This is a genomic window from Ectopseudomonas composti, from assembly GCF_900115475.1.
Taxonomy (GTDB): Bacteria; Pseudomonadota; Gammaproteobacteria; order Pseudomonadales; family Pseudomonadaceae; genus Aquipseudomonas; species Aquipseudomonas composti.
Map to the genome: position 1 here is coordinate 20,928 of NZ_FOWP01000011.1, position 25,597 is coordinate 46,524.

Here is a 25,597-nt window from a genome sequence, read left to right on the forward strand (position 1 = left end):
TCTTGCTTGCCCAAGAGAAAGTAACCAAAGAGAAGGGCACCCCACCATCCGGCCCCGGCTTCGCCGGGGTTCCCTCGCTCCATCACCAATCCAGGGGCACGCTGCGAAGGGCCATCCCTGGCCCATCGCAGCTCTCGCTACATCCATGTCGCTCAACCCCTTCCATGGTGATTCCACTCGGCCTCCTGAAGGGGACTTGGGCGTCGTCTGTACCATCGCAGTTGAAGAGCAAAGGCAAAGCACAGACGCCGCTAATTTCAATTTTTCGAAGATTACGCAAGCTCGCGACCCGGTCCCCTTCAGGAGGCCGAGTGGAGGTGTTGCGTAGGGGAGCGAGCCGCATGGATGCGGCGAGATACCGATGGCGGCCCCGCTTAATGGGCCAAGGATGGCCCATGTAAGACGGCCCCCGGAGCAGCACCGGAGTGAGGGAAGTTTCGCGTAGCGAAACCCGGATGTCGGGGTGCCCTTCTTTGGCACACCTTTCTTGGGCAAGCAAAGAAACGCAGCGAAGCGAAGTAACAGCCGGAGGCTGGCCCGAAGGGTGAGCGCAGCGAATCAAGGTGTGGCGCCCGTAAGGGGCGCAACCCAAACGTTCAGCAGACGCGGTAATGGATCGTGCCAAGCCCGGGAACAATCCGCACACAAACTTGCCAGTCCGGTGTCAGGCGCATCCTCCCCGCGATCAGGCCAGCCAGGGGTTTTCCTGCAGATGACCGCGTTCGAACTGACGAATCTGCTCGGCACGTTGCAAGGTGCTGCCGATGGCATCCAGGCCCTGCAGCAAAGCCTGCTTGCGCAGCGGGTCGATGTCGAAGCCGATGGTTCGGCCATCGCTGAGGCCAATGCTCTGACTGGCCAGGTCGATATCGAGCTGGTTGTGCTCGGCCTGGCTGACCCACAGGCTCAGTTCGTTCACCTGCGGCACTGGCAGGCTGATGGTCAAGACGCCGTTGCGTTGGCAATTGTCGTAGAAGATGCCGGCGAAGCTACTGCCGATCAGTGCGCGGATGCCCAGTTGCCTGAGCCCCCATACGGCATGTTCCCGGCTGGAACCGCAGCCGAAGTTCGGCCCCACGACCAGGAAGCAGGCGCCTTGCCACTGCGGATGATTGAGGATGAATGCGGGGTTGGGACTGCCATCTGCAAGAAAACGCAGGTCGAAGAACAGGCCACGATCCAGCCCGTTGCGGTCGATGCCCTTGAGGAACTGCTTGGGCATGATCACGTCGGTGTCGATATTGGCCGCTGGCAGTGCAGCGGCCTTGCCGCTGACGAGAGTGAAGGGGTGCATACGAGCCTCGCAGGTCAGAGTGAGCGGATATCGGTCAGGTGCCCGGCAATCGCAGCGGCTGCGACCATGGCTGGGCTCATCAGGTGGGTGCGGGCGCCGGCACCCTGGCGTCCCTCGAAGTTGCGGTTGGTGCTGGATGCACAGCGTGCGCCTGGTGGTAGCACGTCGTCGTTCATGGCCAGGCACATGGAGCAGCCTGACTGACGCCACTCGAAACCGGCTTCGATGAACTGCCTGGCCAGACCTTCGGCTTCGGCCTGCTCGCGCACGGCAGTGGAGCCGGGCACGATCATCGCGCGCACATGGCTGGCGACCTTGCGGTTGCCGATCACCTCGGCGACCTGACGTAGATCCTCGATGCGCGCGTTGGTGCAGGAGCCAATGAAGGCGTGGTCGATACGGATACCCTGTAGCGCTCGTCCAGCCTCCAGCCCCATGTAGTCGAGGGCGCGCTGCATGTCCTGACGCAGGATGGGGTCTGCCTGCTCGCTCGGTGCCGGTATGTGGCCGTCGATGCTCAGTGCCTGGTCCGGGCTGGTGCCCCAGGTGACCATCGGTTGCAACAGCGCTGCATCGATGCGGACTTCACGATCAAAGCGCGCGCCGGGGTCGCTCTGCAACTGGCGCCAGCGGTTCAGCGCCTGTTGCCATTGCTCGCCCTTGGGGGCCACCGGTCTGTTCGCCAGGTAGTCGAAAACCTTCTGGTCCGGCGCCATGAAGGCGCCGCGCGCACCGGCTTCGACGGCCATGTTGCACACCGTCATGCGTGCTTCGACGCTCAGCGCAGAGATGGCTGAACCACAGAATTCGACCGCGTAGCCAGTGGCGCCAGAGGCGCCGATCTGCGCGATCAGCGCCATGATGATGTCCTTGGAGACCACACCCGCTTGCAGCTCACCGTCGACGCTGACGCGCATGGTTTTCAGCCGTTTGTAGACCAGGGTCTGCGAAGCCAGCAGATGCTCGATCTCCGAGGTGCCGATACCGAAGCCAAACGCCCCGAGGGCGCCGTAAGTGGTGGTGTGACTATCGCCTGCTGCGACCACCATGCCCGGCAGGATGAAGCCCTGCTCGGGAGCCACCACATGTTCGATGCCTTGCCGGCGGTCGAGCAGGTCGAACAGTTCGATGCTGAAGTCGTGGCAGTTCTCCGCCAGATAGGCGACCTGGCGTGCGCCACCGGTGTCGGCGATTTCGGCAGTGCGTTTGGCCGTGGTCGGGTTGACGTGATCGACCACGGCGAGGTGCGCGCTCGGACGCCATACAGGCCGAGCCGATTCACGCAGCCCGCTGAAGGCCTGAGGGCTGGTGTACTCGTTGAGCACCTGGCGGTCGATGTACAGCAGCACATGCCCAGCATCATCCAGCGTGCAGACGGTGTGAGAGTCGATGTGTTTGTCGTACAAGGTTTTCGGCTGGCTCATGGTCACGGCTCGTGTAATGGCGGAGGGGGCGAGCCAAGCATTGGCCGAGGGGCGTCCGTCATCAACCGCCTCGCCGTAAAGCCTTCATCCACGAATCGTGTGCACCGCCCAGTGCACGCTAATACAGCCTTAAGGTTCAGGCGCCAGAGTAGGCCCCGCAGGCACACTTTCCCCTGCACCGAAGAGGACTACATCATGCGCAAACTGCTTCTGCTGTCTCTGGTTCTGGTCAGCCCGCTGACTTTCGCCGCCACTCAATGCACCACCGCCGACAAGTCGCAGTGGCAGGATCAGGACAAGTTCCAGGCCGACCTCAAGGGCCAGGGCTACGAGATCAAGAAGTTCAAGGTCACTGGTGGCAACTGCTACGAAATCTACGGTCACAACAAGGATGGCAAGAAGGTCGAGATCTACTTCGACCCGGTCAGCGGTAACGCCGTCAAGAGCAACGTGGAAAGCTGATGAGCACTCCGACCGTGCGCCTGTGGGACCCAGTGGTGCGCCTGTTCCACTGGTCCCTGGCCGGCGCTTTCCTGGCTAACTACTTCTTCACCGAAGAGGGCGAGGACTGGCATCGCTGGTTCGGCTACTACGCGGTGGCCTGGCTGGCAGTCCGTCTGGTGTGGGGTTTCGTCGGTACGCCGGCGGCGCGCTGGGCGGATTTCTGGCCGAGCCGGGCGCGTTTGCGCGAGCACCTGCGTGCGTTGATTTCCGGGCAGCCGTATCACCGCTTGGGGCATTCGCCGCTGGGCGCGCTGGTGATGATCCTGATGATGGCGTTGATGCTCGGCCTCGGCGTGACCGGCTTTCTGATGGAGGAGGTCGATTATTTCTGGGGCGCCGATCTGCCGCTGGAAATCCACGAATTCTGTGCCAACGGCCTGATGGCGCTGGTCGGTCTGCATATCGCCGCCGCCTTGTTCGAGAGCTATCGGCTGCGCGAGAACCTGCCGCTGTCGATGGTGACCGGCAAGCGGCGCAAGCTCTCGGAACACTGATACTACAGTCGCGGCTGAAGCCCCTCCCACAACTCATGGGCTCCGTGGGAGGGGCTTGAGCCGCGACGCTCTTGCTCAGACCAGGCGCGCGTCCAGGCTGTTCTGCGCCAGGCGCTTGGCCTGTGCTTCGGTCATGCCCAGGTGCTGGTGCAGGGCGGCGAAGTTCTCGCCGACGTAGCCACCGAAGTAGGCCGGGTCGTCCGAGTTCACCGTCACTTTCACGCCGCGTTCGAGCATCTCGAGGATGTTGTGCTGACCCATGTGCTCGAACACGCACAGCTTGATGTTGGACAGCGGGCAGACGGTCAGCGGGATCTGCTCGTCGATGATGCGCTGCATCAGCCGCTCGTCTTCGATGGCGCGCACGCCATGGTCGATGCGCTTGATCTTGAGCAGGTCCAGCGCCTCCCAGATGTATTCGGGCGGACCTTCCTCGCCGGCATGCGCCACCGCGTGCAGGCCTTCGCTGCGCGCCTTGGCGAACACCCGCTCGAACAGGCGCGGCGGGAAGCCTTTCTCCGAGCTGTCGAGGCCGACGCCGATGAAGGCGTCACGGAACGGCATGGCCTGCTCCAGGGTCTTGAAGGCTTCTTCTTCGGGCAGGTGACGCAGGAAACTGAGGATCAGGCCGTGGCTGATACCCAGTTGCTGCTCACCGTCGAGCAGCGCCTGCTGAATGCCGCGCAGTACTACCTCGAAGGGAATGCCGCGGTCGGTGTGGGTCTGCGGGTCGAAGAACGGTTCGACGTGGATGACGTTCTGCGCCTTGCAGCGTTGCAGGTAGGCCCAGGTCAGGTCGTAGAAATCCTGCTCGGTGCGCAGCACGTTGGCGCCGGCGTAATACAGGTCGAGGAATTCCTGCAGGTTGTTGAAGGCGTAGGCTGCGCGCAGGGTCTCGACGTCAGCCCAGGGCAGGGCGATCTGGTTGCGTTCGGCCAGGGCGAACAGCAACTCGGGCTCCAGCGAGCCCTCAAGGTGCAGGTGCAGTTCGGCCTTGGGCAGGGCGTTGAGCCATTCGGGCATGGTCGGTTCTCGTTGTCAGGCTTTGGGTGCGGCAAAGTTTAACCGTTGGGACAGGATCGTGCTGCGCTGGCGAGCCAGCTGCGTAGAGTGGACTGATCGTTCCCTCGCTCTGCGTGGGAATGCACTTGCAGACGCTCCGCGTCTGAGGAACGCAGAGCGTCCCAGGCGGGTCTCCCACGCCGGAGCGTGGGAGCCATCATCAGCCCTGCGCTTCCTCGCGCCGATAGGCATAGGTATCGGCGAAGCGCGATAGCAGGTACTGGGCGCTGGTCACTGGCGAATACTTGGCCGGGTCGTCCGCGCTGGAGCAGTTCGGTAGGCAGTCGATCAGCGTGTCGGGATGCGGCTCGGCGAAGAACGGCATGGAGTAGCGATCCACCCCTAGCGGGCTGATCACCCGGTGCGGCGTCGAGGTGTAACGGTCGTTGCTCCAGCGCGCCATCATGTCGCCGATGTTGACCACGAAGCTGCTGGCAATCGGCGGCGCGTCGATCCACTGGCCATCGCGCGCGCGCACCTGCAGGCCACCGGCATCGTCCTGGTAGAGCAGGGTGATACAGCCGTAATCGGTGTGTGCGCCGGCACCTTGCTGGTCGGCGCTGCTGGCGGTGTGGCGTGGCGGATAGTGGATCATGCGCAGCACGCTGATCGGCTCATGGAAGCGCGCGTCGAAGAAGTCGTGCTCGATGTCCAGCGCCATGGCCATGGCGCGTAGCAGGGTCTTGGCCAGCGCCTGCATATCGGCGTAGTGCTGCTCCATCAGCGCGGCCCAACCAGGCATCTCCGGGTGACGATTAGGCCCGCGCAGTGGTTTGCCGGCCAGCACCTCGGGGTGATCGGCGGGCATGTGGAAACCCATGTCGAAGGTTTCCTTGAGGTCGCTCGGCTTGCTCGGGTCGAGCTGTTCGGTGGCGATGGCGCCGTAGCCACGGTGGTGGGCAGTCTGGGTGATGTCGATCTTGAGTTTGTCGTCGTCGGGCAGGGCGAAGAAGGTCTTTGCCGCACTGAGCAGGTCGTCGATGCGTTCGGCGCTGATGGGGTGGCCGACGATGTAGAAGAAGCCCCAGTCGCGGCAGGCGCGGTCGATGGCCTCGGCCACGGCGGGCCAGGCCGATGCGTCGTCGGCGTAGAGGGGGGCGATGTCGATGATGGGTAGGCTGTTCATAAAAGCTCCGGGGTGTTGCTGCGAGTCTTCTCGTACCCAGGGCAGCGAAAAAGGATGCTTCTGCTGAAGCGTCCCCTTGATGCGGTTCTGCCAGTGGCAGGGACGGCATCGGTAGGTGCCAGGCGGCGGGTTGCACCCGTCCTGCAGACCGTAGGGCGCGTGCAACCCGTCAGCCGCTTACTTCGGCATTTCGGCCTTCACGTTTTCCACGTAGTAGTTCATCGAGGCCAGCTCGGCGTTGGTCGCACTCACGCCCTCGGCGATGCGTACCGCACCACTTTGGTCCTTGATCGGGCCGGTGAAGGGGTGGAACGCGCCGCTGCGAATGTCGGCGATGATCTGCTCGGCCTCGCTTTTCACGTCAGCCGGCACCAGGTCGCTGATCGGCAGTTCGATGGTGTCTTCGGCCAGACCGCCCCAGAAATCCTGCGGCTGCCAGGTGCCGTCGATCACCGCCTGGGTGGACTTGATGTAGTGCGGGCCCCAGTCGTTGACGATGGAGGTGAGCACGGCCTTCGGTCCGAAGTGGGCCATGTCCGAGGCGTAGCCGACGGAGTAGATGCCGCGACGCTCGGCAGTCTGGATCGGCGCCGGGCTGTCGGTGTGCTGGAACATCACGTCCACGCCCTGGTCGATCAGTGCGTTGGCGGCGTCGGACTCCTTGCCCGGATCGAACCAGGTGTTGACCCACACCACCTTGATCTCGGTGCCGGGGTTGTACTTGTCCAGCGCCAGCTGGATGGCATTGATATCGCGGATCACCTCGGGGATCGGGAAGGAGGCGATGTAACCGACCTTCTTGGTCTTGGTCATCTTCGCCGCGAGGAAGCCGCCGACGTAGCGGCCTTCATAGGAGCGCGACAGGTAGGTGCCAACGTTCTTGTCCTGCTTGTAGCCGGTGGCGTGCTCGAAGGTCACCTTGGGGAATTGTTTGGCCACCTTGATGGTCGGGTTCATGTAGCCGAAGGAGGTGGTGAAGATCAGGTCGAAACCACCCTTGGCCATGTTGCGAATCACCCGCTCGGCGTCGGCGCCTTCCGGCACGTTCTCGACGAAGCTGGTGGTGACCTTGTCGCCCATTTCCTTGATCAGCATCTGCCGGCCTTGTTCGTGCTGGTAGGTCCAGCCGTGGTCGCCGATGGGGCCGATGTAAACGAAGCCGACCTTCAGCGGATCGGCGGCGGAGGCGCTGAGCATGGCGCCAAAGCCCAGGGCGGCGACGAGGGTGCGCAGCAGCGGTTTCTTGCTCTTCTCGAACATGGTGGGTGCAGCTCCAGTCTTGGTATTGGGATGGCCGTTGGTTGGCTGATCCCATGACTGCAAAAAGCTGACCAACAAGACAGATAGCGGTATTGCTGCCGTTCTGGCTGCTGGCCTTACTCGATGCTGGAGCTGGATTGGTGCGTGGTGTTGTGACGTGCCGTGTTGTGGTGCGTAAAGAATGATTGTTCGGTCGATTAATCGCTGATCTGCTCGTAGGGTGCGCCGTGCGCACCTTGGTTCACCAGCGCGCACGGCTCACCCTGCGGATCGTCCTCAGCCGTTGATCAGCTCACGCGCCGCCTGACGGTGATCGGCGATCAGCTGCGCCACGTCCAACCCTTCGATCTGCCCATCGATGACGCGCCAGGTGCCGCCGATCATCATCCGGTCGGCGCGGTCGGCACCGCACAGCAGCAGCGCGGAAAGTGGATCGTGGCTGCCGGAGAAACGCAGCTCATCGAGCTTGAACAGCGCCAGGTCGGCCTGCTTGCCCACTGCCAACTCGCCGATATCGCTGCGCCCCAGCAGTTTCGCCGAGCCCTTGCTGGCCCAGCCGAGCACGCGCTGCGGGGTGATCTGCTCGGCGCCGTAGCGCAGGCGCTGGATGTAGAGCGCCTGGCGCGCCTCGAGGATCATGTTCGAGGCATCGTTGGAGGCCGAACCGTCGACGCCCAGGCCCAGCGGCGCACCGGCGGCTTCCAGCTCGACACTGGGGCAGATGCCCGAGGCCAGGCGCATGTTGGAGCTGGGGCAATGGCAGATGCCAGTGCCGGCAGCGCCCAGGCGGGTGATCTCGTCAGGGTTGAAATGGATGCCATGGGCCAACCAGGTACGCGGGCCGAGCCAGCCGACGCTGTCCAGGTAATCCACGGTGCGCAGGCCGAAGCGCTGTAGGCAGAAGTCTTCCTCGTCGAGGGTTTCGGCCAGGTGAGTGTGCAGGCGCACGTCCAGTTCCTCGGCCAGTTCGGCGCTCTGGCGCATGATGTCCTGAGTCACCGAGAAGGGCGAGCAGGGCGCCAGGGCAATCTGGATCTGCGCGCCATCGCCGCGCTGGTGGTACTGGCCGATCAGACGCTGGCTGTCCGCCAGGATCACCTCACCCTGCTGCACCGTCTGCTGCGGCGGCAGGCCACCGTCGGCTTCGCCCAGGCTCATCGAACCGCGGGTGAGCATGGCGCGCATGCCCAGTTCGCGGACTGCTTCGACCTGCACATCGATGGCATTCTCCAGGCCGCCGGGGAACAGGTAATGGTGATCGGCGGCCGTGCTGCAGCCGGACAGCAACAGTTCGGCCAGCGCCACCTTGCTGGCCAGCGCCAGTTTCTCCGGGGTGAGGCGTGCCCAGACCGGGTAGAGCGTTTTCAGCCAGGGGAACAGCGGCTGGTTGACCACCGGCGCCCAGGCGCGGGTGAGGGTCTGGTAGAAGTGATGATGAGTGTTGATCAGCCCCGGCAGCATCACGTGCTCGCGGGCATCGAACACCTGCTGGCAGGGAGTGGCAGGTTGCTGACCAGCGCCGAGCACTTCAGCGATGCGGCCATCCTCGATCACCAGACCACCGGAAGCGTCCAGGTCGTTGGCGGTGAATATGGCGAGGGGGTTCTTGATCCAGATACGGGTAGCTGCCATGAGCAGGCTCCTCTGAGGTTGATGTCAGGTAAGCCAGCTCAGTGTTGACCCTGTCTGCTGATCCAGGTGCGTCGGAATCGACGTGCGCGGAAGATAGCTGACTTTCTGGTCAGCATGCAATCCGTGTCAGGCACGCAGCGGGCAGGTCGTTGCCAGGCGCTGCAGCAGGTCGCTGCGCAATTGCTGCAACTCGTCGATGCGACTCTCGATCAGCGCCAGCTTGTCCTGTAGCAGTTGAGTCACGGCCTGATCCGGGTCGCTGGCTTGCCACAGGCCGCCGACATGCTGACCGATTTCGCCGAGGCTGAAACCCAGGCGCTGCGCAGTCTTGATGTAGATGACCAGCTGCACCATCTCGGCAGGGTAGTCGCGATAGCCATTGGCATTGCGCCGCGCGGCGATCAGCCCACGTTGCTCGTAGAAACGCAGGGTGTCGCGGCTCACGTCGCAGGCCTCGGCCAGTTCTCCGATTCGCATCTTTTCGCTCGGTAGGGTGTTGACCTTGGAGCATACTCCAGGCCTTAGCCTGGGTGCTCCTTCGATGATTGGAGCAACACCCATGTGGACCCCCGAGCACTACCGCCGCCTGGTGCGGGCCAGCGGCTGGTACGACCTGCTGGTGACCGCCGCCTTCGTCACGCCCTGGAGTTTCATGGCGTTGCACGGCCTGCTGCAAAACCTACATCACGGCCTTGGCCTACCCGGCATGCTGCCGCCTTTCGAGCCGATGCATATGCTGCTGGCCAACCTGATGGGCTCGATCGTCTGCGTCTGGTCGGTGCTGCGTATCCGTGACCCGCAAGCGGTATTCGGCCGCTATGATGCGGCCGGTCGCCTGCTGTTCTCCACCTGGCAGGTGTACGCATTGATGCAGGGCGCGACGCCGCTAATCGCGATCTTCCTGGTCTTCGAACTGGCCTGGGGCGTGGCGCAGTTGTGGCCGGTGAGGGCGTCGTCCTTCGCTCTCAATGCCCCGGCTGCCATGGCTGGCCCAGCGATACCGGCGCATACAGGCGGGTTTTGATCGCATCACGCGAGAGCAGGACCAGCACCACGATGGTGGCCACATACGGCAGCATGGCCAGCAGGTTCGACGGGATCGACAGGCCGATGCCCTGCGCCACCAGGTGGAGGATGCTGGCCAGGCCGAACAGATAGGCGCCGAGCAGCACACGGAATACGCGCCAACTGGCGAACACCACCAGCGCCAGGGCGATCCAGCCACGCCCGGCGGTCATGTTCTCCGCCCACATCGGCGTGTAGGCCAGCGACAGATAGCCGCCCGCCAAACCAGCCATGGCGCCGCCGAACAGCACCGCAAGGGTGCGCACGCGCAGTACCGGCAGGCCTATGGCGCTGGCGGCGTCCGGGTTTTCGCCAACGGCCTGGATGATCAGGCCGATGCGGCTTTTCAGCAGCACCCAGGCCACCAGCGCAAAAAGCGCGAAGGACAGGTAGATCAGCACGTCCTGGGCGAACAGCATGCGCCCGATCAGCGGAATATCGGACAGTAGCGGAATGACGATCGGCTCGAAACCTGACAGCGGTTTGCCGACCCAGGCGGCGCCGACGAAGGTGGACAGGCTGACGCCGAAGATGGTCAGGGCCAGGCCGGTGGCCACCTGGTTGGCGTTGAAACCCAGCGCCACGGCAGCGAACAGCAGTGACAGCAGCATGCCGGCGACGATGGCCAGCAATACGCCGAGCCACAGGCTGCCGGTGCTGAAGGCGACGATAAAACCGATCACCGCGCCGAACAGCATCATGCCTTCCTGGCCGAGGTTGAGCACGCCGCTCTTCTCGCACACCAGCTCGCCCAGGGCCACCAATAGCAGCGGCGTGCCGGTGCGCACCATGGCGTAGAAAATATTGGTCAACAGATCGAGATCCATGGGGTTTCCTTGGCGTTCAGGTGGTAGCTTCGGCAAGCGTTTCGCGGCGTGTCCATTTCCACTTCAGCCGTGGCCGGTAGAGGATCAACACGTCACAGGCCAGCAGGTAGAACAGCATCATCCCTTGGAACAGTTGGGTGATCGCCTGCGGCAGATTCAGGTTCATCTGCGCGTTCTCGCCACCCAGGTACAGCAGCGCCATCAGCAGGCTGGCAAATAGAATACCGAGCGGATTGAGCCGCCCGAGAAAGGCCACGGTGATCGCCGCGTAGCCGTAGCCGGGCGAGACCTGTGGCACCAGTTGACCAATCGGCCCGGCCACTTCGCCGACACCCGCCATGCCGGCCAGGGCGCCGCTGACCAGCAGGGCGAACCACACCAGGCGCTTCTCGCGAAAGCCGACGAAACCGGCGGCGCGCTTGTCCAGACCCAGTACCTTGATCTGGAAACCAAGAAAGCTCTTGTGCAGCAGCACCCACACCGCCACCAGGGCCAGCAGCGCCAGGTACAGGCCGCCGTGCAGGCGCCCGTCCTCGCTGACCAGCGGCAGGCGGCTGGCATCGCCGAACATGGCCGACTCGGGGAAGTTGAAGCCTGCCGGGTCTTTCAGCGGGCCATGCACGAAGAACAGCAGCAGGTTCAACGCGATGTAGTTGAGCATGATGCTGGTGAGGATTTCGTTGGCGTTGAACTGTGTGCGCAGCCAGGCGGTAAGCCCGGCCCAGGCCGCGCCGGCGCAGGTGCCGGCCAGCACTACCCAGGCCAGCGCCCAGCGGCTGTCCCAGTCGATCAGTTGCAGGGCCGTGGCGCTGCCGGCCAGGGCGCCGATCAGCAGTTGGCCTTCAGCACCGATGTTCCAGATGCGCGCCTGGTAGGCGACCGCCAGGCCGAGGGCGCACAGCAGGATTGGCAGCGCCTTGACCAGCAGTTCGGACACGCCGTACCAGTCGCTGACCGGGGCGATCAGCAGGGTGTGCAGGGTCTCCAGCGGGTCATGGCCGAGCAGGGTGAACAGCAGTACGCCGCTCACCAAGGTCAGTACGGCGGCCAGCAGCGGCGACAGCCAGAGCATGGGGCGCGACTCTTGGCCACGCGGTTCCAGGGATAACAGCATGACGGGCTCCGTCAGCAGGCCGCAGCAGCGGCGGGTTGATCGAACTCACCGGCCATCCAGCGGCCGACTTCCACGGTGGACACCTGAGCCGTCTCGGCCAGCGGCGACAGCCGCCCGCTGCACAGTGCGCCGATGCGGTCGCTGATCTGGAACAGCTCGTCGAGGTCTTCGGAGATCACCAGGATCGCCGCGCCGGCATCGCGCAGGGCGATCAGTGCGCGGTGGATGGCCGCAGCGGCACCGACGTCCACGCCCCAGGTCGGGTGTGCGGCAACCAGCAGTTTCGGGTTTTGCAGGATTTCCCGCCCCAGGATGAATTTCTGCAGATTGCCGCCGGACAGGCTGCGCGCCGCCGTGTCGGCATCCGGCGTCTTCACCGCGAAGCGCTGGATGATCTGCTCGGCCAGCGCACGCACCTTGCCGCGCTGCACCAGCCCGCCCTTGACCAGGCCCTGGCCGAAGGCAGTGAGCAGGGCGTTGTCCACCAGGCTCATCTCCGGCACCGCGCCATGGCCGAGGCGCTCGGCGGGCACGAAAGCCAGGCCCAGCCCGCGCCGCGCATCCGGGTGGAGGTTGGCTACCGGCGCAGCATCCAGGCTGACTCGCTCGCGTTCGCCACGGGGCAGGCGGGTTTCGCCGCTGAGCAGGGCGAGCAGTTCGTCCTGGCCATTGCCGGCCACCCCGGCGATGCCGACGATCTCGCCGCTGCGCACCTCCAGGCGAATGCGTTCCAGCGAACAACCGAACGGGTCGGGGTTGTGCCAACTGAGGTCATCGACGCGCAGGCGTGGCAGGCCGCCGCTGACTTTCGGATAACTGCTTTCCAGTCCCTCGGCGTCGCCGACCATCAGCCGCGCCAACTCCAGATCCGAGCACTCGCCCGGTACGCAATGGCCGGACACCCGCCCGCCGCGCAGTACCGTGGCGCTCTGGCACAGCGCCCGTACCTCGCCGAGCTTATGGCTGATGAAGAGGATGCTGCAGCCCTCGGCGGCCAGGCGGCGCAGGGTGACGAACAGCTCGTCGGCTTCCTGCGGGGTGAGTACCGAGGTAGGTTCGTCGAGGATTAGCAGTTTGATGTCCTGCATCAGGCAGCGCACGATCTCCACTCGCTGGCGTTCGCCGATGGACAGGCTGTGTACCAGGCGCGTCGGCTCCAGCGCCATGCCATAGCGCTGCGACACCTCGCGGATCTTCGGCTCCAACTGCTTCGGCGTACCGGCCTCCGCGCCCATGGCCAGGGCGATGTTCTCGGCCACGCTCAGCGTCTCGAACAGCGAGAAATGCTGAAACACCATGCCGATGCCCAGACGGCGCGCCATGGCCGGGTCGCGCATCTTCAATGCCTGGCCTTGCCAGCGAATTTCGCCGCTGCTGGGTTGAGTCACGCCGTAGATGATCTTCATCAGCGTGCTCTTGCCGGCACCATTCTCGCCCAACAGGGCACGGATCTCGCCGGGGGCGATGGCCAGGTCGATACGGTCGTTGGCCAGGCAGCCGGGGTATTGCTTGCTGATGGCGGTCAGCTGCAAGCGTGGGGAGTCGGGTGAGGCAGACATGGAAAGCGCTCATGGAGATAACTGAGCGGGGCTAAAGCAAAAACTTGGCCAGGAGGTCAGAAAAGCTGGCGGCGGGCGTTTGCGTCTGCCGCTAGTCCTGGTTCATGCGCAGGATTGGTGCGACCCAACCCGTAGGGTGCGCCGTGCGCACCGCATTCGAGCGAACTGAGGGTGGCGACGATGCAATCCGGGAAAAGAGGCGCCATGCCTGAAGTGTCCGCTCGTTCGATACCCGGACGCGCTGGGGTTCTCAGACGAAGAATGCGCCCATCAGGAACAGCCATAGCAAGGCCCCGGGGGCCATGCACAGCAGGTTGATACCGCTGATAGAGGCGTTGCTCTGCCCATCGTCATCGTCACTTGCCTGGTTGGCCTGTTGCTGGATCAGCGCCAGGGGCAGGGCTGGCGCCATGATGATGGCGAACAGCATTAGCCATTCAAGACCGCCGCCTGGGCCATCGATCCGCGACAGGCGGTTGGTGACGATGGTCAGTAACACGTACGCCCAGGCAGTGCCCGAGTAACTCCAGGCCGCCTGACCCAGACGCAGCTTGTGCTCTTTGATCAGCCTGCATAACGAATGGGTGAAAAATATCTGAAAAATCGAGCGCGCTGCCGGCCAGATCTTTTTCGGCAGCATCGCGCTGCGCTGGCTGTCCCACTGTTTGTAGAACCAATAGAGGGAGTACAGGCTGAAGGTGGTGAAGTACAGCAGGTAGAACTTCTTCAGTGAGGTGACGAAGAAGGCGTTGCGGGTGTGGGATTGTTCGTCGAGCAGCTCGGCTTTGGGGGGCTGATACAGGTTGTCCATTGACCTCGTCCCGGATAGCTGTTGTGGGAGGCTCGCATCCTGCGAGTGTTCAGAGCGCGGCAGAGTATACGAATGTCAGGATGTTTATGGCGTGTGTTATGGCGCGAAATGGCTCGCTCACTCAGGCAAATCGCCCCCACGCCGGCGCGTGGGAGTAATCGTGCTTGTTGCGCAGGTGGCGGGCCGAACTCCAGCGACGCTTACCAGGGCAGCGGGTTGCCCTCGAAGTCCAGATAGCGCAGGCCGGGTTGGCCGACGGCGGAGCTGACTTGTTCGACCATGCCCTTGCAGCTGCTGTCGATATCCAGCGGAGCGTCGGCGCCGCCCATGTCGGTGCGTACCCAGCCCGGATGCATCAGTACTACGCCGAGTTTTGGGTTGTCCTGAGTGCGTACGAAGCACTGCACGAGGTGGTTGAGAGCAGCCTTGCTGGCGCCGTACAGCGGCATGCCCAGGCCAGCGCCGGCCTCGATGCTGCCGAGGATAGAACTCATGAACACGATCAGCCCGTGCTCGGCGGCCAGGTGCGGCAGCAGACGTTCGGCCACGCGTAGCGGGGCGACGGCGTTGGTCAAGAACAGTTGGCCCATTTCCTCGGCGCTGGCCTGCGCGGTGCTGTGGTGTGAAGGGCCGGCCACCCCGGCGTTGACGAAGATAACGTCGAACTGCTGGCCGCTCAGGCGGTTGGCCAATTGTTCGAGGCTGTCCGGGTCAGTCATCTCCAACTGCTCAACGCGTACGCCAGGCAGTGCCTGCAATGGCGCTTGTTGTGCGGCGCTGCGCACGGTGGCGGTCACGGCCCAGCCCTGGGCGGCGAATTCACCGGCCAAACCAAGGCCGAGGCCGCGTGAGGCTCCAATGATCAGGATGGATCGGGAGGCAGTCATGTCAGGCTCCATGGCGGATGAGAAAGAAGATCAGCATAGCGAATGTCGATCCGATAAGCCCGGTACAGCCACTGGCTAACGCGGGCTGGCCTCGGGTGGGATTTGTCGAGCGCGTCCGCCTCTGATTCGCGGCAGGGCGGCGGCTTTGCACACCCTGTGCGTTAGCCGTCATTCCGCCAGCCAGGCGCCCTGGCTGCGGCCGTGACCGGTTTGCCGGTCGTACTGCCGCTCCTGTTCGGCATATCGCTGCAGGATGGCATTGGCGCGCTGGTTGGCCTGCTGTTGCAGCTCGGCGCAACTGGGGTATTCCGGCGTCGCCAGCAGGGCCGCGTCGATCTCGGCGGCAGCGGCCTGGCCGATACGGTAATGCCCCAGTTCATGCTCGCGCAGTGCGCCCTGGTACTGCTCGAATCGCTGGCGCTGCTGGGCGTCGCCGCCGCCGAGGCGGGGCAGGGTGATGGAGGCGTTCACCTGGGTACGGGTGAGGTCGATCTGGCAGCGCCCGTCGCGTTGCTCGCGCCACCAGAAATTCCACTGCACTTTCCAGCGTGTGTAGGCGTGATAGATCTGGCCGTTCTCGCGAATCGGCGAGGCCTTATCGAGGGCGCGGCTGAGGGATTCGCCGGAAGCCACCTGCAGGTCGTAATACTGTTCCTGCAAGTGCTCCTGCACATTGGCGTGGGCCGGTAGCGCCAGCCACATCAACAGCGGCAGGAGTGCAAGGGTCGTCCGTTTCATGATGCCCTCAGGCTTTCGCGGCCACGGCTGATATCGCCCAGCAGACGCTCCAGCGCCGCCTGTTCGGCTGGCACCACGGCCAGTTGCAGGCATGCGCCGGTGGCGTCGTAGGCTTCACCTTCGATCAGGCTGTCGAATTCGCTCAGGCGCGCCTTGAACAGCGACAGCTCGGCGAACTGCAGGTGACAACTGAAGGCCTGGCGCAGCACCAGTTCGCGCCGCTCGCCTGCCTGCAGGCATTTGGCTGCGCTGCCGCCGTAGGCGCGAGCCAGGCCGCCGGTGCCGAGCTGAATGCCGCCATACCAGCGAATCACCAGTACCACCACCTGATCGCAGTCTTGCCCTTCGATGGCGGCGAGGATCGGCCGCCCAGCCGTGCCGCCCGGTTCGCCGTCGTCGTTGAAGCGGTACTGGTTGCCGACCTTCCACGCCCAGCAGTTATGCGAGGCGGCCAGGTCGCTGTGGTTGTCGATGAAGGCTTGCGCGTCGGCCGCGCTGGCAATCGGCGCGGCGAGGGCGATGAAGCGGCTCTTGCGAATGTCCTCGCGGTATTCGCAAGGGCCGAGCAGGGTGAACGCCATCAGGCTTTGGCGGCAGGTGTCAGGCCACAGCCCTTGAGGATGATCTGCACCAGTTGGTCGGCGGCTTCCTCGAAGTCCTGCTTGGTCAGGCGCGAGCTCTGTTTCACGCGGCAGATCTGCGAGGCGAAGTCGGCGTAATGCTGGGTGCTGCTCCACAGCAGGAAGATCAGGTGGATCGGCTCGACCGGGTCCATCTTGCCGGCGGCGATCCAGCCTTCGAACACTGCGGCGCGACCGCGGAACCAGTCCAGGTAGTTCTGGTTGAAGTACTGCGACAGGCAGTCGCCGCCGCTGATCACTTCCATGGCGAAGATGCGCGAGGCCTTCGGCTGGCGCCGGGAGAATTCCATCTTGGCGCGGATGTAGCGCTCCAGCGCCTCGGCCGGGTCGTCCTCGACCGTCAGGTTGTTGAAGGTGCTGTCCCAGAGTTCGAGGATGTTGCTCAGTACCGCCAGATACAGGCCCAGCTTGTTGTTGAAGTAGTAGTGCAGGTTGGCCTTGGGCAGGCCGACGTTCTGCGCGATGGTGTTCATGCTGGTGCCCTTGAAGCCGTGCCGGGCGAACTCTTCCTCGGCAGCCTTGATGATGGCTTCTTCATTCTTCTGGCGGATGCGCCCGGCGGGTTTGCCGTGGGCGCTGTGGGCGGGGACTTCGAAGGTCATGGGCGATTCCGAACTGATCTGGGAGCACAGCGATTGCACAGATACCCCAGTGCCGCCTGGGTGACAAGCATTACGGCGTGAAAAAGCCCGTTTGCGTCGGCTACGTCACTCCAGGCCGGCCGTGAGCGGGGCTCGCTCACGGCCACGCGGGTCATACCTTGAAGTTGGCGATCAGTCCGTGCAGGTCGCGGGTCATGCCGGTCAGCTCGTCGCTGACGTTCACCGTGCTCTGCGCTTCATGGGCGTTGCTGTCGCTGAGGTGCTTGATCTCCAGGGTGTTCTGCTCGACGCCTTGTACCACCGCCGCCTGCTGCTCAGCAGCCGAGGCGATCTGGATGTTGTGGTCGATGATCTGATCCATGCTGCCGGTGATTTCTTCGAAGATGCTCGCCGTCAGGGTGATCTGCTCGACGCTCTGCGCCGCGCTCTGGTGGCTGCCACGAATGGTCTTCACCGCGCTGCCGACCTGCTGGCGCAGGCGACCGATGGTCTGGTCGATCTCACCAGTCAGCTCGTGGGAACGGATCGCTAGGCTGCGCACTTCATCGGCCACCACGGCGAAACCACGACCCTGTTCGCCAGCACGCGCGGCCTCGATGGCGGCGTTGAGCGCGAGCAGGTTGGTCTGCTCGGCGACGCTCTTGATCAGGTCGACGGCCTTGGCGATTTCCTCGCTTTCCTTCTCCACCGAGGTGATGGCACCGATGGAGTCGTCCATCTCGGTGAACAGCTGGTTGATGCGCGACACGGCGTGATCGACCTGCACGCGGCCTTCGCGGCACTTCTCGCCGGCTGTGTTGGCTTTGTCGGCAGTCACATGAGAGTTCTGGCTGACCTCCTGGACGTTGCTGACCAGCTGGCTCATCGAGGTAGCGATCAACTCCAGTTCGTTGGCCTGGCGCTCGACACTGCGCTGGCTGGTGGAGGCGCTGTCGCTGACGCTCTGCGCCTTGCCCAGAGTGGTTTCGGAGAAGCGCGCGACCTGGGCGATCAGCTCGCTCATGCGCGTCTGCATCTCGTTGAAGTCCTTGGCCAGGTCGCCCAGCTCGTCACGCGCGGCGGTCTTCACGCTCTGGCGCAGGTCGCCTTCGGCCATGCGTTGGGTGGCATTGGTCAGGTCGCGAATGGCGCCGCGCACCGACAGGTAGAAGCCGACGAACAGGTACACCAGCAGGGTAATCACCACCAGCAGGGTGCCGGCCCACAGCATCAGTTCGCGCAGGTTGGCGTCGGCGCGTGCCTGCAGCAGGGTAGCGGTCTCTTGCAGCAGCAGGTTGCTGGCTTTGTCCAGTTCGGCGGCCTGTGGTGCGTAGGACTCATAACGTTGCAGCCATTGTTCTACTGCGTTCTGGTCGAAGTAACCGCTCTGCGTATAGGTATCGACGATCTCGCGTTTGTACAGCGCGGCGGCATCACGGGCGGCGCCGGTCATCAGTTGCTGCGCTTCGGCATTACCCTTGGCCTCAATGCCGCCGGCGTAGCGCTGCAGGGTGCTGAGCTGGTTGGTGATGGCAGGGCGCGACGAGGATTCGAGAAAGCCGTAGGCGGTCATGTAGCCGGCGTAGGTGCGGGTCTGGGTCAGCACTTCATACAGCGGCAGCAGCTGGTTGAGTAGCAGATCGACGTTGCGGTAAATGCGCGGATTGCTGTCCTGACTGAGCTTGGACATGGCGGCGATCTCGCGCATGTTGGCGCTCAGGTCATGCACCGAGCTGACGTGCTCGATCATCTGCGAGCTGAGGCCCTGCACCGACAGCTTCTTGTCCAGGCTGAAGCCAGGGTCGCTTTCGGCGAGTTTCATATCGGCGAATTGACCGGCATCGAGGCTGGCATTGAGTGCGCTAATGGCCGCGACGAAGGCCTGGCTACGGCGTTCGATTTCCTGCTTGGCGTCGTCCTTGTTGCGCGCATAGCCGATCACGTGCATGCCGGCCTGCTCCAGTGCCTGGCGATACACCGGCAGGTACTGCTCGATGCTCTGCAGGGCCTGCAACTCATGCTGCGATTGCTCCAGCGTGGCGTTGACGTCGAGCAGCTTGCTCACCGATAGCCAACAGTAGGGGAGCATGAACACGGCGAAGATCAGCAGGAATTTGTGGGCGTAACGCGCGCGGTTCATCAACGCCAGAACCGGTTTGAAGAAGAACATCATGAGCCTCGAAAACCAGGAATAACGACAGCCAAGCGTACGGCCAAGGCAGCGGAGAATGACGGAGGTGCGAGCCTCTCTGGCGTTTTGCCAGCAAGAAACTTGCCGTCATTTATATGGCGACGTGAAGCTGACATCAATAGCTAGATGTTGCTGGGATCCGGATCGGGCGCGCTGCGCAACGTCTGTAAGCCTGATAGGGCGGCGTGTCGAGTGGAGTGCCCGGCTCTGGTGCTTGATGCACTGCGCTGGTGCGCGAATCAGGCTTCGGCCAGGGCGTCGAGAAAACTCTCCAGCACCAAGTGCGCGCGGCGACCCTTGCGCGTGACCGCCGCCAGGTTGATGTCGTAGTAGCGACTGCTGGCCTTGAGCGCCCGCAGGCGACCCTGCTGCACCCAGGCCTGGGCATAGTGGTCGGGCAGGTAGCCGATGTAGCGCCCGGTGAGGATGAGAAAGGCCATGCCTTCGCGATCCGAGGCGCTGGCCGTGCAGTTCAGCGCCTGGTAATGGCTCTGCACCTCGGGCGGCACGCGGAAGGTCGGGGCGATGGCCTCCTGTGCGTTGAGCCGTTCGTCCTCGAGTTGCTGGTCATCGACGTAGAACAGCGGGTGGCCGACTGCGCAGTAGAGCAGCGAGCGCTCGTCGTACAGCGCCTGGTATTCGAGGCCGGAGAGGGCGCCGACCTGCGGCACCACGCCGATGTGCAGGCGGCCATCGAGCACGCCCTGTTCCACCTCCGAGGGCGGCGTCATACGGATATTGATACGCACGTCCGGCCCCTGCACCTTGAGGCGTGCCAGGGCGTTGGTGATGCGCATGTGCGGGATGGTCACCAGGTTGTCGGTCAGGCCGATGTTCAGCTCGCCACGCAGGTGCTGGTGCAGGCCGTTGACCTCGGTGCGAAAGCTCTCCAGCGCCGCCAACAGTTGCAGGGTGCTCTGGTACACCTCGCGGCCTTCCTCGGTCAGGGCGAAACCGGCGCGGCCGCGTTGGCACAGGCGCAGGCCAAGGCGCTGTTCGAGATCGCTCATCTGTTGGCTGATGGCCGAGCGGCCGATGCCCAGCGCACTTTCCGCCGCGGAAAAGCCGCCGCATTCCACCACGCTGCGAAACAGCTTGAGCAGGCGGATTTCAAAGTCGCTGACCTGGGCCAGCGGATCGGGGCGGCGGCTGCTCATTTGTTTAGTAGGCCTTGAACTGAAGATAAGAAGAGTACTGTTTTACTGACTCTATGCCCGTGGCACCTTTGCTGGCAACTGATTCAATTCCCTTGTAGGAGCGGCTTCAGCCGCGATTGCTGTCGATCTTCGCGGCTAAAGCCCCTCCCACGACACCGTCGAGTGCGAGGCTCCTCCGATGAACATGCCGCAGACCGCAACCCCGTCCCTGGCCAGCCAGCTCAAGCTGGATGCGCACTGGATGCCGTTCTCCGCCAACCGCAACTTCCAGCGCGACCCGCGTCTGATCGTCGGCGCCGAAGGCAACTGGCTGACCGACGATCAGGGCCGCAAGATCTATGACAGCCTGTCCGGTCTGTGGACCTGCGGCGCCGGTCACTCACGCAAGGAAATTCAGGATGCCGTGGCCAAACAGCTTGGCACCCTCGATTACTCGCCGGGCTTCCAGTACGGCCATCCGCTGTCGTTCAAACTGGCCGAGCAGGTCGCCGACCTGATGCCGGGCGAGCTCAACCACGTGTTCTTCACCGGCTCCGGCTCCGAGTGCGCCGACACCGCAGTGAAGATGGCCAAGGCCTACTGGCGCCTGAAAGGCCAGGCGTCGAAGACCCGTTTCATCGGTCGTGCCCGTGGCTACCACGGCGTCAACATCGCTGGCACCGCACTGGGTGGTATCGGCGGCAACCGCAAGATGTACGGCCAACTGATGGACGCCGACCACCTGCCGCACACCCTGCAACCGGGCATGGCCTTCACCAAGGGCATGGCCGAGACCGGTGGCGTGGAGCTGGCTAACGAACTGCTCAAGCTGATCGAGCTGCACGACGCATCCAACATCGCCGCGGTGATCGTCGAGCCGATGTCCGGTTCGGCCGGTGCCATCGTGCCGCCGGTGGGCTACCTGCAGCGCCTGCGTGAGATCTGCACGCAGCACAACATCCTGCTGATCTTCGACGAAGTGATCACCGGCTTCGGCCGCATGGGCAAGTGGAGTGGCGCGGAGTTCTTCGGCGTTACTCCGGACCTGATGAACGTCGCCAAGCAAATCACCAACGGTGCCATTCCGCTGGGCGCGGTGATCGCCAGCAGCGAGATCTACAACACCTTCATGCAGCAACCGTCGCCGGAGCACATGATCGAGTTCACCCACGGCTACACCTACTCGGCGCACCCGGTGGCCTGCGCCGCCGGCTTGGCGACGCTGGAATTGCTCAAACGCGAGAACCTGATCCAGCAATCCGCCGAGCTGGCGCCGAAGTTCGAGGCTGCGCTGCATGGCCTGAAGGGCACCAAGCACATCGTCGACATCCGCAACTGCGGCCTGGCCGGCGCCCTGCAGATCGCCCCGCGTGACGGCGACGCGGTGATCCGTCCCTTCGAGGCCGGCATGGCCCTGTGGAAAGCCGGTTTCTACGTGCGCTTCGGTGGCGATACCCTGCAGTTCGGCCCAACCTTCAACGCCAAGATCGAAGACCTCGACCGCGTGTTCAACGCCGTCGGTGACGTGCTGAACAAGCTCGACTGATTCCTGTGGGAGGGGCTTTAGCCGTGACGCTCACTCAGTCCCGGCTGAAGCCCCTCCCACCTAACTTTGGAGATTCCCATGAGCCACATCCCCCACCTGATCAACGGCGAGCGCGTTGCCGGCAACGGTCGCAGCGCCCCGGTATTCAATCCGTCCACCGGCGACTCCACCGCTGCCGTTGGCTTGGCCGACCGCGCCACCATGCAACTGGCCATCGACGCCGCCAAGGCCGCCTTCCCGGCCTGGCGCAACACCCCGCCGGCCAAGCGCGCGCAGATCATGTTCCGCTTCAAGCAACTGCTGGAGCAGAACGAGAACGAAATCGCCGCGTTGATCAGCGCCGAGCACGGCAAGACCATCGAGGACGCCATCGGCGAGCTCAAGCGCGGCATCGAGAACGTCGAGTTCGCCTGCGCTGCCCCGGAAATCCTCAAGGGCGAATACAGCCGCAACGTCGGCCCGAACATCGACGCCTGGAGTGATCTGCAGCCCATCGGCGTGGTCGCCGGCATCACCCCGTTCAACTTCCCGGCGATGGTGCCGCTGTGGATGTATCCGCTGGCCATCGTCTGCGGCAACTGCTTCATCCTCAAGCCGTCCGAGCGTGACCCGAGTTCTACCCTGTTCATCGCCGAGCTGCTGAACCAAGCTGGCTTGCCCAAGGGTGTGCTGAACGTGGTCAACGGCGACAAGGATGCGGTCGACGCGCTGATCGAGGCGCCCGAGGTCAAGGCCCTGAGCTTCGTCGGTTCGACCCCGATTGCCGAGTACATCTACAGCGAAGGCACTAAGCGCGGCAAACGCGTGCAGGCCCTCGGCGGTGCCAAGAACCACGCTGTGCTGATGCCTGATGCCGACCTGGACAACGCGGTCAGCGCGCTGATGGGCGCGGCTTACGGCTCCTGCGGCGAGCGCTGCATGGCCATCTCCGTGGCCGTGTGCGTGGGCGACCAGATCGCCGACGCGCTGGTCGAGAAGATCGTTCCGCAGATCCAGGCGCTGAAAATCGGTGCCGGCACTTCCTGCGGCCTGGACATGGGCCCGCTGGTCACCGCCGCTGCGCGTGACAAGGTCAAGGGCTACATCGACGCTGGTGTCGCCCAGGGCGCCAAGCTGGTGGTCGATGGTCGCGACCTGGTGGTTGCCGGCAACGAAAACGGCTTCTTCGTCGGCGGCACCCTGTTTGATCGGGTGACTCCGGAGATGACCATCTACACCGACGAAATCTTCGGCCCGGTGCTGTGCATCGTCCGCGTCGGCAGCCTGGAAGAGGCCATGCAACTGATCAACGATCACGAGTACGGCAACGGCACCTGCATCTTCACCCGCGACGGTGAAGCGGCGCGTCTGTTCTGCGACGAGATCGAAGTGGGCATGGTCGGCGTCAACGTACCGCTGCCGGTACCGGTCAGCTACCACAGCTTCGGCGGCTGGAAGCGCTCGCTGTTCGGCGACCTGCATGCCTACGGCCCGGATGGCGTGCGCTTCTACACCCGCAAAAAGGCCATCACCCAACGCTGGCCTGCGCGCAAGAGCCACGAAGCGGCGCAGTTCGCCTTCCCCAGCAATGGCTGAGTGAGCTGAAGCGCTGTACGAAAAGGCCGATCTCGCGATCGGCCTTTTCGTTGGTGGCGCGTTATGTCGAGGTAGACACCGGGACACTTGTAGGAGCGGCTTCAGCCGCGAAAAATCTGGCAGCCATTTGGGCGTTTGCGTGATCGCTCCCACGCTCTGCGTGGGGGCGGCCGTTACGGTGGGTGACGCAGAACGTCACGGGCTGCATGCCCACGCGGAGCGTGGGATCGATCAGAAACCTTCAGCGGGAGAGGCGATGGTTCTTCCGCAGGTCGACCAGATCCTGATAGGTGCAGGTTTGTGGCGACGGGCCAGTTAGGTCGTAGCAACGCTGGCCGAAGCCCATCGGCCAGTAGGCGATACCGACTGGTGGCCAGAAGATCGAAGCAACGCGGAAGCGCGTTTTCAGGCGACCGTTCTGGATGACATGGGATTGCTTGTCTTCCAGACGATAAGGCACGCCGCCCGCCGCACCCCAGGAGAAAGGACGCGTCTTGACCAGCCCCTGATTGTGAAGAACCGGGCGTTCATTGACGATGAGGGCGCTGTCGTCGGGGAGTTTGACCCAGGTGGCAGTGGAGCAACCACTGACGATGAGTGCGGCTGCCAGCATGGCGGCAGACTTGAGGGAAAACATGCGGATTACATCCTTGTCGTGGTGCTGATAGGGGCGCGTACTATAAAGGCTTATCGCCATCAGGGAAGTGTCGAATGTCCACTACAGGTGGATAACGGCAGGGCATTAAAGAAAAAGGCCGGTCTTGTGACCGGCCTTCCAGTTATCAGGTGGCGCGTTGTTCGCTGCAAGCAGCACCTTTGTAGATGGACATGCGCTCTCCAGGAAGCGTCGCTCACTGCGCCTGATCGATGGCCTCCTGCAGACGCTGGGTGTTCGCTGCATTGGCCTGGTCAATCTGCTGCTTGAGCTGCTCCATTTGCTGCTGAGCCTGTTTGGCCTGCTCAGCCTGGAGTGTCGCCGTGGCGGCCGTCTCACCGGCTCCGCAGCCGCTCAAGATGAGTAACAGGGAAAAAATGCAGAAACGGCGCAGATGCATCATGGAGTCCTCGGGCAAGCTCGTGCGGTGAGCGATAGATTGGCGCATTTCTGTCGATTTGTGTGTGCCGACTGCCGCAAACCGAAAGCGCTGACTCGAGCACGCCACGCGGCTCGTTGCATATCGTCTATCCCCGCCCTCTGGTAAAACAGCCGGCAGTAGAAAGGGAGATGCACGATGACCGAGCCATTCATGCTGGATCTGCACACATACCTCGGGCGCCTGGGTTACTCGTCGGCGCCGCCGCCGAGCCTCGACACCCTGCGCGAGCTGCAGGCGCGACACACTGCCGAATTCCCCTTCGAAACCCTGGCCAGCATGCTGCGCGTGCCGGTTGAGGTCGAACCCGCCGCGATTCAGGACAAGCTGCTACGCCAGGGCCGTGGCGGTTACTGCTTCGAACTCAATCGTCTGTACTTGCTGCTGTTGCAAGCGTTGGGCTTCGATGCGCGTGGGCTGACCGGGCGCGTGGTCATGGGCGGGCCGGAAGATGCTCTGCCGGCGCGCACTCATATGCTGGTGCTGGTGACCATCGATGGTGTGCGCTACATCACCGACGTCGGCTTCGGCGGCATGGTCCCGACCGGCCCCTTGCTGCTCGACAGCGAGGCCGAGCAGGAGACGCCGCATGAGCCCTATCGCCTAACGCTGGCGGACGGCACCTACACCCTGCGCGCGTTGGTCGCCGGCAGCTGGCGGGCGATGTACGTGTTCGATCTGCAGCAGGTGGCGGATATCGATTACGTGGTGGGCAACTGGTACGTGTGCACCCACCCGGATTCGCCTTTCCTCGGCCAGATGATCGCTGCGCTTACCGGGCCAGGCTTGCGCAAGACCTTGAATAACGGCAGCTTCGCCATCCACCGCCTGGGGCAGGCGAGTGAGCGGGTGCAGTTGCAGAGTGTCGATGAGGTACTGAGGGTGTTGCGCGAGGAGTTTGGGATTCGGGTGCCGGAGCATCCTGAGCTACGGCAGATCGTCGAGCGGTTGATTGCTGGGGCGTGAAGGCAAGGCCGCTAGTATCGCTACGCTCTTGTAGGAGGGGCTTTAGCCGCGACCCGCAGCCACCCAAATC

General features: G+C 63.7%; 25 protein-coding genes. 6 read left to right on the plus strand and 19 right to left on the minus strand.

What is annotated here, in order from left to right; all coding sequences use genetic code 11:
- Positions 1–685 precede the first annotated feature (685 nt).
- The gene (gene leuD, locus BM059_RS18405; RefSeq protein ID WP_074940834.1) at positions 686–1,294 is read right to left on the minus strand and encodes a 3-isopropylmalate dehydratase small subunit; all 609 of its coding nucleotides are present in this window, start codon (positions 1,292–1,294) and stop codon (positions 686–688) included.
- Between the two features lie 14 nt (positions 1,295–1,308).
- Positions 1,309–2,718: a 3-isopropylmalate dehydratase large subunit gene (leuC, locus tag BM059_RS18410; protein ID WP_074940836.1), complete on the minus strand. Its 1,410-nt coding sequence runs from the start codon at positions 2,716–2,718 to the stop codon at positions 1,309–1,311.
- A 195-nt stretch (positions 2,719–2,913) separates the two neighbouring features.
- On the opposite strand from leuC, the gene BM059_RS18415 reads away from it, so the two are divergent.
- Complete coding sequence (locus BM059_RS18415) at positions 2,914–3,180, plus strand: PepSY domain-containing protein (protein WP_074940838.1); 267 nt, start codon at positions 2,914–2,916, stop codon at positions 3,178–3,180.
- Positions 3,180–3,716 (plus strand): cytochrome b/b6 domain-containing protein, encoded by a 537-nt coding sequence (locus BM059_RS18420; protein WP_074940840.1) that lies wholly within the window; start codon positions 3,180–3,182, stop codon positions 3,714–3,716. The genes BM059_RS18415 and BM059_RS18420 overlap by 1 nt, the downstream gene beginning before the upstream one ends.
- A gap of 75 nt (positions 3,717–3,791) precedes the next feature.
- On the opposite strand, the gene BM059_RS18425 is transcribed toward BM059_RS18420, so the two are convergent.
- The 5 genes from BM059_RS18425 to BM059_RS18445 form a co-directional block, all read right to left on the minus strand.
- A complete protein-coding gene (locus BM059_RS18425; RefSeq protein WP_074940842.1) occupies positions 3,792–4,739 on the minus strand; it encodes an adenosine deaminase in 948 nt (315 codons plus the stop codon).
- A 199-nt stretch (positions 4,740–4,938) separates the two neighbouring features.
- The gene (locus BM059_RS18430) at positions 4,939–5,904 is read right to left on the minus strand and encodes a 2-oxoglutarate and iron-dependent oxygenase domain-containing protein (protein WP_074940844.1); all 966 of its coding nucleotides are present in this window, start codon (positions 5,902–5,904) and stop codon (positions 4,939–4,941) included.
- 177 nt (positions 5,905–6,081) lie between these two features.
- Complete coding sequence (locus BM059_RS18435) at positions 6,082–7,164, minus strand: BMP family ABC transporter substrate-binding protein (RefSeq protein WP_036999093.1); 1,083 nt, start codon at positions 7,162–7,164, stop codon at positions 6,082–6,084.
- A 276-nt stretch (positions 7,165–7,440) separates the two neighbouring features.
- Positions 7,441–8,796: an 8-oxoguanine deaminase gene (locus BM059_RS18440; RefSeq protein WP_074940846.1), complete on the minus strand. Its 1,356-nt coding sequence runs from the start codon at positions 8,794–8,796 to the stop codon at positions 7,441–7,443.
- A 126-nt stretch (positions 8,797–8,922) separates the two neighbouring features.
- On the minus strand, positions 8,923–9,273 hold the full coding sequence (locus BM059_RS18445) for a MerR family DNA-binding transcriptional regulator (protein ID WP_036999090.1): 351 nt from the start codon (positions 9,271–9,273) through the stop codon (positions 8,923–8,925).
- A gap of 82 nt (positions 9,274–9,355) precedes the next feature.
- Here BM059_RS18445 and BM059_RS18450 point away from each other — a divergent pair, with 82 nt between their 5' ends.
- Positions 9,356–9,820, plus strand: coding sequence for a hypothetical protein (locus BM059_RS18450; protein WP_074940848.1), 465 nt, complete (start codon positions 9,356–9,358; stop codon positions 9,818–9,820).
- Here the strand turns inward: BM059_RS18450 and BM059_RS18455 are convergent.
- The 10 genes from BM059_RS18455 to BM059_RS18500 form a co-directional block, all read right to left on the minus strand.
- On the minus strand, positions 9,762–10,688 hold the full coding sequence (locus BM059_RS18455; RefSeq protein ID WP_074940850.1) for an ABC transporter permease: 927 nt from the start codon (positions 10,686–10,688) through the stop codon (positions 9,762–9,764). The two genes, BM059_RS18450 and BM059_RS18455, sit on opposite strands and share 59 nt — an antisense overlap.
- A gap of 16 nt (positions 10,689–10,704) precedes the next feature.
- A complete protein-coding gene (locus BM059_RS18460) occupies positions 10,705–11,802 on the minus strand; it encodes an ABC transporter permease (protein WP_074940852.1) in 1,098 nt (365 codons plus the stop codon).
- 11 nt (positions 11,803–11,813) lie between these two features.
- Entirely contained in the window at positions 11,814–13,361 is a 1,548-nt protein-coding gene (locus BM059_RS18465) for an ABC transporter ATP-binding protein (protein WP_074940854.1), read from the minus strand.
- Between the two features lie 250 nt (positions 13,362–13,611).
- Entirely contained in the window at positions 13,612–14,172 is a 561-nt protein-coding gene (locus BM059_RS18470) for an MFS transporter permease (RefSeq protein ID WP_074940856.1), read from the minus strand.
- Positions 14,173–14,372: 200 nt separating this feature from the next.
- Entirely contained in the window at positions 14,373–15,059 is a 687-nt protein-coding gene (locus BM059_RS18475; protein WP_036999081.1) for an SDR family oxidoreductase, read from the minus strand.
- A gap of 168 nt (positions 15,060–15,227) precedes the next feature.
- A complete protein-coding gene (locus BM059_RS18480) occupies positions 15,228–15,797 on the minus strand; it encodes a DUF922 domain-containing protein (protein ID WP_074940858.1) in 570 nt (189 codons plus the stop codon).
- Positions 15,794–16,378, minus strand: coding sequence for an IMPACT family protein (locus tag BM059_RS18485; RefSeq protein WP_074940860.1), 585 nt, complete (start codon positions 16,376–16,378; stop codon positions 15,794–15,796). Before BM059_RS18485 ends, BM059_RS18480 begins: the two co-directional genes overlap by 4 nt.
- Positions 16,378–17,040: a TetR/AcrR family transcriptional regulator gene (locus tag BM059_RS18490; RefSeq protein ID WP_036999074.1), complete on the minus strand. Its 663-nt coding sequence runs from the start codon at positions 17,038–17,040 to the stop codon at positions 16,378–16,380. Before BM059_RS18490 ends, BM059_RS18485 begins: the two co-directional genes overlap by 1 nt.
- A gap of 151 nt (positions 17,041–17,191) precedes the next feature.
- Positions 17,192–19,189: a methyl-accepting chemotaxis protein gene (locus BM059_RS18495; RefSeq protein WP_074940862.1), complete on the minus strand. Its 1,998-nt coding sequence runs from the start codon at positions 19,187–19,189 to the stop codon at positions 17,192–17,194.
- A gap of 260 nt (positions 19,190–19,449) precedes the next feature.
- Complete coding sequence (locus BM059_RS18500) at positions 19,450–20,367, minus strand: LysR family transcriptional regulator (RefSeq protein WP_074940864.1); 918 nt, start codon at positions 20,365–20,367, stop codon at positions 19,450–19,452.
- A 178-nt stretch (positions 20,368–20,545) separates the two neighbouring features.
- Between BM059_RS18500 and BM059_RS18505 the strand changes: the two genes are divergently transcribed.
- The gene (locus BM059_RS18505) at positions 20,546–21,892 is read left to right on the plus strand and encodes an omega-aminotransferase AptA (protein ID WP_074940866.1); all 1,347 of its coding nucleotides are present in this window, start codon (positions 20,546–20,548) and stop codon (positions 21,890–21,892) included.
- Positions 21,893–21,970: 78 nt separating this feature from the next.
- Positions 21,971–23,467: a CoA-acylating methylmalonate-semialdehyde dehydrogenase gene (locus BM059_RS18510; RefSeq protein ID WP_074940867.1), complete on the plus strand. Its 1,497-nt coding sequence runs from the start codon at positions 21,971–21,973 to the stop codon at positions 23,465–23,467.
- A gap of 241 nt (positions 23,468–23,708) precedes the next feature.
- Here BM059_RS18510 and BM059_RS18515 read toward each other — a convergent pair whose 3' ends face one another.
- Both BM059_RS18515 and BM059_RS18520 read right to left on the minus strand, forming a co-directional pair.
- The gene (locus BM059_RS18515) at positions 23,709–24,104 is read right to left on the minus strand and encodes a hypothetical protein (RefSeq protein WP_074940869.1); all 396 of its coding nucleotides are present in this window, start codon (positions 24,102–24,104) and stop codon (positions 23,709–23,711) included.
- 214 nt (positions 24,105–24,318) lie between these two features.
- Positions 24,319–24,525: a hypothetical protein gene (locus BM059_RS18520; protein ID WP_179526778.1), complete on the minus strand. Its 207-nt coding sequence runs from the start codon at positions 24,523–24,525 to the stop codon at positions 24,319–24,321.
- A gap of 174 nt (positions 24,526–24,699) precedes the next feature.
- On the opposite strand from BM059_RS18520, the gene BM059_RS18525 reads away from it, so the two are divergent.
- Positions 24,700–25,527 (plus strand): arylamine N-acetyltransferase family protein, encoded by an 828-nt coding sequence (locus BM059_RS18525; RefSeq protein ID WP_074940873.1) that lies wholly within the window; start codon positions 24,700–24,702, stop codon positions 25,525–25,527.
- Positions 25,528–25,597: the final 70 nt, after the last annotated feature.

Bases quoted from the DNA above. Each gene is read 5' to 3' on its own strand.
- leuD (WP_074940834.1), bottom strand. From the start codon at position 1,294: ATGCACCCCTTCACTCTCGTCAGCGGCAAGGCCGCTGCACTGCCAGCG.
- leuC (WP_074940836.1), bottom strand. From the start codon at position 2,718: ATGAGCCAGCCGAAAACCTTGTACGACAAACACATCGACTCTCACACC.
- BM059_RS18415 (WP_074940838.1), top strand. From the start codon at position 2,914: ATGCGCAAACTGCTTCTGCTGTCTCTGGTTCTGGTCAGCCCGCTGACT.
- BM059_RS18420 (WP_074940840.1), top strand. From the start codon at position 3,180: ATGAGCACTCCGACCGTGCGCCTGTGGGACCCAGTGGTGCGCCTGTTC.
- BM059_RS18425 (WP_074940842.1), bottom strand. From the start codon at position 4,739: ATGCCCGAATGGCTCAACGCCCTGCCCAAGGCCGAACTGCACCTGCAC.
- BM059_RS18430 (WP_074940844.1), bottom strand. From the start codon at position 5,904: ATGAACAGCCTACCCATCATCGACATCGCCCCCCTCTACGCCGACGAC.
- BM059_RS18435 (WP_036999093.1), bottom strand. From the start codon at position 7,164: ATGTTCGAGAAGAGCAAGAAACCGCTGCTGCGCACCCTCGTCGCCGCC.
- BM059_RS18440 (WP_074940846.1), bottom strand. From the start codon at position 8,796: ATGGCAGCTACCCGTATCTGGATCAAGAACCCCCTCGCCATATTCACC.
- BM059_RS18445 (WP_036999090.1), bottom strand. From the start codon at position 9,273: ATGCGAATCGGAGAACTGGCCGAGGCCTGCGACGTGAGCCGCGACACC.
- BM059_RS18450 (WP_074940848.1), top strand. From the start codon at position 9,356: ATGTGGACCCCCGAGCACTACCGCCGCCTGGTGCGGGCCAGCGGCTGG.
- BM059_RS18455 (WP_074940850.1), bottom strand. From the start codon at position 10,688: ATGGATCTCGATCTGTTGACCAATATTTTCTACGCCATGGTGCGCACC.
- BM059_RS18460 (WP_074940852.1), bottom strand. From the start codon at position 11,802: ATGCTGTTATCCCTGGAACCGCGTGGCCAAGAGTCGCGCCCCATGCTC.
- BM059_RS18465 (WP_074940854.1), bottom strand. From the start codon at position 13,361: ATGTCTGCCTCACCCGACTCCCCACGCTTGCAGCTGACCGCCATCAGC.
- BM059_RS18470 (WP_074940856.1), bottom strand. From the start codon at position 14,172: ATGGACAACCTGTATCAGCCCCCCAAAGCCGAGCTGCTCGACGAACAA.
- BM059_RS18475 (WP_036999081.1), bottom strand. From the start codon at position 15,059: ATGACTGCCTCCCGATCCATCCTGATCATTGGAGCCTCACGCGGCCTC.
- BM059_RS18480 (WP_074940858.1), bottom strand. From the start codon at position 15,797: ATGAAACGGACGACCCTTGCACTCCTGCCGCTGTTGATGTGGCTGGCG.
- BM059_RS18485 (WP_074940860.1), bottom strand. From the start codon at position 16,378: ATGGCGTTCACCCTGCTCGGCCCTTGCGAATACCGCGAGGACATTCGC.
- BM059_RS18490 (WP_036999074.1), bottom strand. From the start codon at position 17,040: ATGACCTTCGAAGTCCCCGCCCACAGCGCCCACGGCAAACCCGCCGGG.
- BM059_RS18495 (WP_074940862.1), bottom strand. From the start codon at position 19,189: ATGTTCTTCTTCAAACCGGTTCTGGCGTTGATGAACCGCGCGCGTTAC.
- BM059_RS18500 (WP_074940864.1), bottom strand. From the start codon at position 20,367: ATGAGCAGCCGCCGCCCCGATCCGCTGGCCCAGGTCAGCGACTTTGAA.
- BM059_RS18505 (WP_074940866.1), top strand. From the start codon at position 20,546: ATGAACATGCCGCAGACCGCAACCCCGTCCCTGGCCAGCCAGCTCAAG.
- BM059_RS18510 (WP_074940867.1), top strand. From the start codon at position 21,971: ATGAGCCACATCCCCCACCTGATCAACGGCGAGCGCGTTGCCGGCAAC.
- BM059_RS18515 (WP_074940869.1), bottom strand. From the start codon at position 24,104: ATGTTTTCCCTCAAGTCTGCCGCCATGCTGGCAGCCGCACTCATCGTC.
- BM059_RS18520 (WP_179526778.1), bottom strand. From the start codon at position 24,525: ATGATGCATCTGCGCCGTTTCTGCATTTTTTCCCTGTTACTCATCTTG.
- BM059_RS18525 (WP_074940873.1), top strand. From the start codon at position 24,700: ATGACCGAGCCATTCATGCTGGATCTGCACACATACCTCGGGCGCCTG.